5 protein-coding genes are annotated in these 7,521 nt (G+C 37.9%); 4 read left to right on the top strand and 1 reads right to left on the bottom strand.

The window, feature by feature from the left end; translation table 11 throughout:
* Positions 1-227 precede the first annotated feature (227 nt).
* Both ACLFMM_RS08190 and aroC read left to right on the top strand, forming a co-directional pair.
* On the top strand, positions 228-1,103 hold the full coding sequence (locus ACLFMM_RS08190; protein WP_410808248.1) for a cation diffusion facilitator family transporter: 876 nt from the start codon (positions 228-230) through the stop codon (positions 1,101-1,103).
* Positions 1,104-1,127: 24 nt separating this feature from the next.
* Positions 1,128-2,225, top strand: coding sequence for a chorismate synthase (gene aroC, locus ACLFMM_RS08185; RefSeq protein WP_410808247.1), 1,098 nt, complete (start codon positions 1,128-1,130; stop codon positions 2,223-2,225).
* Positions 2,226-2,278: 53 nt separating this feature from the next.
* Here the strand turns inward: aroC and ACLFMM_RS08180 are convergent, their stop codons facing one another.
* On the bottom strand, positions 2,279-3,436 hold the full coding sequence (locus tag ACLFMM_RS08180) for an LL-diaminopimelate aminotransferase (RefSeq protein ID WP_410808249.1): 1,158 nt from the start codon (positions 3,434-3,436) through the stop codon (positions 2,279-2,281).
* 476 nt (positions 3,437-3,912) lie between these two features.
* Here ACLFMM_RS08180 and ACLFMM_RS08175 point away from each other — a divergent pair, with 476 nt between their 5' ends.
* Positions 3,913-5,001 (top strand): ATP-binding protein, encoded by a 1,089-nt coding sequence (locus ACLFMM_RS08175; protein WP_410808246.1) that lies wholly within the window; start codon positions 3,913-3,915, stop codon positions 4,999-5,001.
* Between the two features lie 121 nt (positions 5,002-5,122).
* Positions 5,123-7,387: a PAS domain S-box protein gene (locus tag ACLFMM_RS08170; protein WP_410808245.1), complete on the top strand. Its 2,265-nt coding sequence runs from the start codon at positions 5,123-5,125 to the stop codon at positions 7,385-7,387.
* Positions 7,388-7,521: the final 134 nt, after the last annotated feature.

Here is a 7,521-nt window from a genome sequence, read left to right as displayed (position 1 = left end):
GCATCAGTAAACATTAAAAAGTTTGGTTTGATAGACGAAACCTAATTTCACCTTCGGGATGAGGGGTAGTGCCTGTGGAGTTGTGTTCGTTAGAACAGACTATGAAACAGGAAGCACTTTAAATCAAAGATTTAAATTTATCCTTAAATTTGTAATTTAAGGAGTTACTTGGTCTTTAGCTCAGGTGTAGTTCACAACAGTGTAAGGCATTTTATATAGGGGATGTTATGAACCAACGTTTCAGAAAAATCCGGCTCGTCCTCATGCTAATACTTATTCTAAACTTTATAGTAGCCCTTGCCAAAATCATCTATGGGAGATTCACAAATACTCTTAGCATGGAATCGGACGGTTACCATTCATTTATTGATGGCGTCTCCAATATTACTGGACTTGTTGGTATTCAGATAGCTTCCAGACCGCCGGATAAAGAGCATCCGTATGGATACCGGAAATACGAAACACTGAGTGCTATCATCATATCATTCTTTTTAATACTTGTAGGATTTGAAATAATCAATAATGCAATTGGCAGGTTCAGGGCTGACCTAAGTCCTGATGTGACTTCCATAAGTTTTGCAGTTATGATAGTAACAATGTTCATTAATTTCCTGGTGACCACATACGAGCATAAACAGGGTGATAAGTTAAACAGTGAGATTTTAATTGCAGATTCAATGCATACCAGAAGCGATATTTACTTATCATTATCTGTAATAGTAGGACTGGTTGCAATAAAACTCGGATATCCTATAGTGGACCCGATAATATCACTTATAATTGCTGTGATCATTTTCCGTGCAGGATATACCATTATACGGAAGAATGCAGAGACACTTGTAGATGTAGCTCAGATTGATGATGAAGAAATTTGCAATCTGGTGAATTCGGTATCAGGTATCAGGGAATGTCATAAAATCCGCAGCAGAGGAACAAAAGATGCGATTCAGATTGATTTACATATAAAGGTGCGACCTGATATGCGCATTGATAATGCTCACAGGATAGCACATGATGTTGAAAAATATTTGAAAAAGGATTATCCGGATATAAAAGATGTTACTATTCATATAGAACCCGCGGAAAGAGAATCTGATGATTAAACAGTTTAAGGTTGTTTGAAAAACATGGCAGGTAACACATTTGGACAGTTGTTCAGGATAACAACATGGGGTGAGTCCCATGGTCGTGCGATAGGAGTTGTTGTTGATGGTGTTCCGGCAGGACTGGAAATTAATAAAAAAATGGTTGAGGGTGAATTAAAGCGAAGACGTCCGGGACAGAGCAGTATATCAACACCTCGAAAGGAGTCCGATGAGGTAGAAATATTATCCGGGGTATTTGAAGGAAAAAGTACAGGAACACCGGTTTCAATGCTTGTCTGGAACAAAAATGTGGATTCTAGTTCTTATGAACGCATCAAAAACCTACCACGCCCAGGTCATGCCGATTATTTATATCAGAAGAAATACGGAATACGGGATTATCGGGGAGGTGGGCGTTCATCTGCAAGAGAGACTGTTGGACGTGTTGCAGCCGGTTCAATTGCAAAAGCTCTACTCAAGAGATACGGAATTAAAATAGCGGCTCATGTTGTGGAATTGGGAGGTATAAAAGCAGAAAGGCAGGATTTTGATAAAATAATGGAAAACCTTGAAAAGACACCCCTTCGATGTGCAGACCTTGACGCAGCAGAAAAAATGCTTGAAAAAGCAGAAATTGCACGCAACATGGGAGACAGTATCGGCGGCATTGTTGAGGTTATAGTAAAAGGGGTACCACCGGGAATCGGTGAACCTGTATTTGATAAATTGGATGCTGACCTATCAAAAGCTCTTATGAGTATCGGTTCTGTCAAAGGGATAGAATACGGTTCCGGTTTTGAAAGTGCCCGAATGTATGGAAGTAAGATGAACGACTCATTTCTTATCGAAAATGGGGATGTCAGGACTGAAACCAACAATTCAGGAGGTATTATAGGTGGATTATCCACGGGTATGCCGATAATCTGCCGTGCTGCTGTAAAACCTACCCCATCCATTTCAAAAATACAGAAAACAGTTGATTTATCCACAATGAGTGAAACCGAAATATCCATCCATGGTCGCCATGACCCCACCATCCCGCCAAGAATGGTTCCGGTTGCTGAATCAATGGTTGCACTGGTTATTGTTGATCATATGATTAGATGTGGGAATATTGACCCGGATTCGTTATTGGGATGAAAAAAGTTTGAAAACTAAAAGTCTACACCCAAAAGAGGGTGCAGTTTTGGTATTTAAAGTTCCAGCTCTTCCATCCTTGCAACTGCCTGATTTATACGCCCCACGGTCTGTGTCAGTGCAAACCTGATATATCCATCACCGTAATCACCGAATCCAACACCAGGTGTTGCAACAATTCCGCCTTCTTCAAGCAGGAGTTTGGAGAACTCTATGGAATCATATCCTTCAGGAACAGGTGCCCACGTGTAGAAGGTCGCTTTCTGCGGTTTTACATCAAGACCCAGTTCATTGAGACCTTTAAGGAGCGCGTCACGCCTGTTTTTATAGATTTTGTTCATGTCCGAAACACACTGTTGGGATGAAGTGAGGGCTGTAACTCCCGCTTTCTGAACAGCTTCAAAGGCACCTGAATCGACATTGGATTTCACCTTACCGATTCCTTTTATAATGTCACTGTTTCCTACCGCAAAGGCAATGCGCCACCCTGTCATGTTGTAGGTTTTGGAGAGTGAATACAGTTCAACACCAACATCCATCGCACCATCAACATTCATGAAACTCGGGGATTCATATCCGTCGAATACAATATCTGAATAGGCATTGTCGTGTATAACGACGATATTGTTATCCCGTGCAAAATCCACAACTTCTTCAAAGAACTTGTAATCAGCAACTGCGCCAGTCGGATTGTTCGGATAATTCAGAAACATCATCTTGGTTCTGTCACGAACATCCTTTGGTATTGCATCGAGGTTGGGTAAAAATTCGTTATCTTCAAGCAGAGGCATTGTGTAGGGTTCTCCGCCTGCAAACAGAGTTCCGATCTTGTAAACCGGATATGCGGGGTTTGGTACAAGTGCTGTGTCACCAGGATTTATAAATGCAAGCGGGCTGTGGGCAATGCCTTCCTTCAGTCCGATCATTGTCAAGGTCTGTGAATCCGGGTCAACCTCAAATCCTCTGTATTTTTTACACCAGTCAGCAGCAGCTTTCCTGAAATCATACATTCCATTGTATGAGGGATATCTGTGATAGTTGGAATTGTAGATGGCTTCTGACATGGAATCTATGATGTGCTGGGGGGTAGGTTGGTCTGGGTCTCCAACACCTAAATCTATAACATCTACACCTTTATTCATTACTTCTGCTTTAGCCTCATCAATCGCTGCAAATAGATATGGAGGGAGCGAGTTTATTCTATCCGCGTACATTTCTTCACCTGTCATTGTTATTCCCTTTTAGTTTGTATGACCTATAATATAATCATATTTAAAAACCATGGGTGGACGTATCAATTAACAATAATCTGCTTGTAAACATAACTTCTATCACTTAAATTTTGGTAATATAACTAGCTGAAATTTTTATAAAGGCTATATTTGCTAAAATGAATTACGGATAATACATTTAAGCACAAACATGTAACTTCGTTTCGAAAGTTATATTAGTAATTAAAAACAGTTTTTAATATTGTTGCAATTTGGTAATAATTTATCAAAGTTAGCATTTAAAGTAATATAGGTTAATCTATAAATTATTTTAAGGGGTAGTATTTGTGTATTTACAGACTATTGGAATAGCAGTTATTTTACGATAGACGGGGTGCAGGGGTAGTGAAAGCCAACGACTTTACAGCAAGTTTGGTGGGTATGTAACTGGTAATTTTAACATTTTGGGGGAGTATAATTTGCTATCTGTATATAAAAAAAACAACAGTATTTCAGAATTGTTTGGAAATGAAAAGACTTACTTAAAAACAATACTTGAATCCCAACCCAATGGTATTTTTGTTGTGGATACCGAATCTTTGAGCATTGTTGATACAAATAGTTATACTGTCAAAAAAACCGGTTTTTCTGAAATATCAGTTATTGGTTATCCTGTTTCTAAGTTTCTCATTCTTCCGGAAAATGAGGAGTATTTTGTTGATGGAAACAGGAAATTTGAATGTTCAATAAAAACATTTAACGGCGAATGCATCCCTGTATTTGTGACAACATCATTTATGATACTGGACAGGCGGAAATACCAGATATTTAATTTTGTTGATATAACACAAATCAAAGAAAAAATGTGTGAACAGCAAAAATATATCAGGGATCTGGAAGAGTCTATTGAATACAAAAATCTTTTTGCGGATATACTTCGACACGACCTTTTAAATCCGGCAGGGCTTGTTAAAGGATTTACCCAATTGTTACTCGATATGGAAAAAAACAGCAGAAAAGTTAGTATCCTTGAAAAGGTACAACATCACAGTGAAAAATTAATCAGTATCATAGAATCTGCATCCAGGTTGTCGCGGCTGGAATCAACCGGTAAACTTGAACTGGAAAAGATGGACATGGTCCCAATTATCGAACAGGTGGTTGACGATTTTAAATATCAGACCGATAAGAATCAAATGAATGTAGAAATCAGGGCAGACAGGTGTTGTCCTGCTTTTGCAAATGATATAATTGAAGATGTATTCTCCAATCTTTTATCCAATGCCATAAAATACAGTCCAGAAAACAGTCAAGTCACAATCGATGTACAGGATGCAGGGGATTTCTGGAAGGTTAGTTTTATAGACAGTGGGGAAGGAATAAATGACAGGGATAAAAACAGGTTGTTTGAACGCTTTGAGCGTGTTGATAAAAACAATATAAATGGTAATGGTCTCGGTCTGGCGATTGTCAAAAAGATAATAGAATTACATAATGGGGATATAGGGGTTAAGGATAATCCAGAGGGTCAGGGTAGTATTTTCTGGTTCACGGTAATGAAAGCTTGAAAACAATCAATTATATAATTTTGGCAGTAACAAAAAGTAAATAATAACAAAACAATAATTACTAAGGGTATAATCCAGAACCCACCTGAAGAATCAAATGGAGTTACTGGGGTAGTTTAGTGTGAACAATTTTTGTGAACAAATACTTGAAAATATAAGTAAGGGTACCTGGGTTGTTGATAAAAACGACAACTTCACCTATTTTAGTCAGAGCATGGCTGATATATCAGGAATCCCAAAAGTTGAAGTCATCGGCAAGAACCTGATGACTTATATGCCTGAAAGAACCATCGGTGACGAGGTACACTTTAAAGAACTTTTTTTGCGTGTCAAAACCACACTTGAGCCTGCACATTTTTACTCGCTTCCGTTGAGAAATAAAAATGGAAATATAAGTTATCAAAGCGGCAGACTTGTGCCTATTGTTGATAAAAACGGTTATTATGACGGCATGATTTGTGTTATTGAAGATGTAACTGAACAAAAAATCAGTGAAAAAACGCAATGTGATGAATGGGAAGCTGAAAAAAGAGTAGAATCAATTTATAAAAGTAGTCCTGTCATTGCATTTTTATGGACTGTGGAAAAAGACTGGCCTGTAGAATTTGTTTCGAATAATATTATCCAGTTTGGATATACGCCTGAGGATTTCACATCGGGGCGGCTTATATATGGTGATATTGTCCATCCAGATGATTTACAGAAAGTTCGTGATGCGGTGTCTCAGGTTGAAATTGGGGGGCATACCTATTTTACCAAGGAGTACAGGATATTAACCAAATCCGGTGAAAAGCGTTGGGTAACTGAACGGTCTATGCTTGGTCGAACCTATAAAGGGGAACCTGCCTATTATCAGGGTATTATTATTGACATAACTGATAGGAAAAAGGTAGAAGAGGCTTTACGGGAATCTGAACGAAAATATAGATTGATATTTGAAAATTCGCCACTGGGTATATTTGATTTTGATGAAAACGGTGTTGTTACAAGCGGTAATGAAAATATGCTAAAAATCCTTGATTTGACTAGAGATGAATTGATTGGTTTTAATATGTTAAAATCTCTGGAAGATGAAGATATGAAAGGGGCTCTTAATCAGGTTTTTTTGAAAAACGCAGGACATTATGAAGGTTATTATCGCTCAACAACAAGTAACAAAGTAGTACCTTTAAAAGTGGATTTTAGCCCCATTATATCAGAAGATGGTACAGTTGAAGGTGGAGTTGGTATTGTTGAGGATATTACAGAACGCAAGCAGGCTGAAGAAGCCCTGATAGAATCAGAAAAAAAATTCAGGAGCTTGTTTGAAAATGCCAATGATGCCATCTTTATACATGATTTTGGTGGAAATATACTGGAAGTAAATCAGGTTGCAAGTCAGAGGTTGGGTTACACTAAATATGAACTTGTACAGATGAAGTCAATGGATTTGATATCTCCCTTTTATGAAGATAAAGTACAGAATCGGTTAAAAACCATTCAGGAAGAAGGACACGGAATATTTGAAACAGTGCAAATCACCAAAAGCGGTTCAAAAATCCCTATAGAATTAAGTAGCAGAATGATTGAATACGAGGGGAAACCTGCCATACTTGCACTTGCCAGAGATATTACCGAGAGGAAAAGAGCAGAAAAAAAACTTAATGAATATGCCACAGAACTTGCCAGAGCCAACGAAGAGCTAAAATCACTTGATAGGATGAAAGACGAATTTTTATCCAATGTCAGCCATGAGCTAAAGACGCCATTAACTTCTATTAAAGGTTATAGTAACATTATTTATGAGGAAACTCTGGGAGAACTCAATGATAAGCAGAAAAAAACCATGGGTATAATTTTACGAAACACTGAACGTCTCAGAAGGCTTGTAGACTCGTTGATATATATGAGTATGGCTCAGGCAGATGCTATCAAATATTCTTTTGAACCTGTCCAGATAGCAGAAATAGCGGATAATGCAATAGAAGATATGAGTTTACAGATTGATAAAAAAGGACTGGTATTGAATAAAAATGTATCAGAGAATCTGCCGCAGATAAACGGTGATAAAGCCAAATTAACTGATATGTTGACCAATCTTTTTGACAACGCGATTAAATTCACACCCTCGGAAGGACAAATCACACTTGATGCATTTGAGGAAGAAGGTTATATTCATTTAAAGATAACAGACACAGGTATTGGGATTCCTGAAGACCTTATACCCCACCTGTTCCAGCGATTTTACCAGATTGATTCGTCCATCAAACGTAAATATGGTGGTACGGGATTGGGTCTTTATATATGTAAACAAATAGTAGATGCCCACAATGGTGAAATCTGGATAAACAGCAAAGAAGGGGAAGGTACAACTGTTCATGTAAGGTTGCCTAAAATCAAGGAATGAGTTAATTATTTTTAGATAGTGATTAATATTAATATTTGCTTGGTTTGGTCAGGCAGAATTTATAAGATTGAAGGTAGATAACCATTGTGTCTTTAGCATTGCATCAAATCGTAGATTTAATGCGAGTTTCATTT

The organism is Methanohalobium sp., assembly GCF_046546175.1.
Classification (GTDB): domain Archaea; phylum Halobacteriota; class Methanosarcinia; order Methanosarcinales; family Methanosarcinaceae; genus Methanohalobium.
Note: the sequence above shows the minus strand (reverse complement) of the source record. Positions and strands in the feature narration are given on the sequence as shown.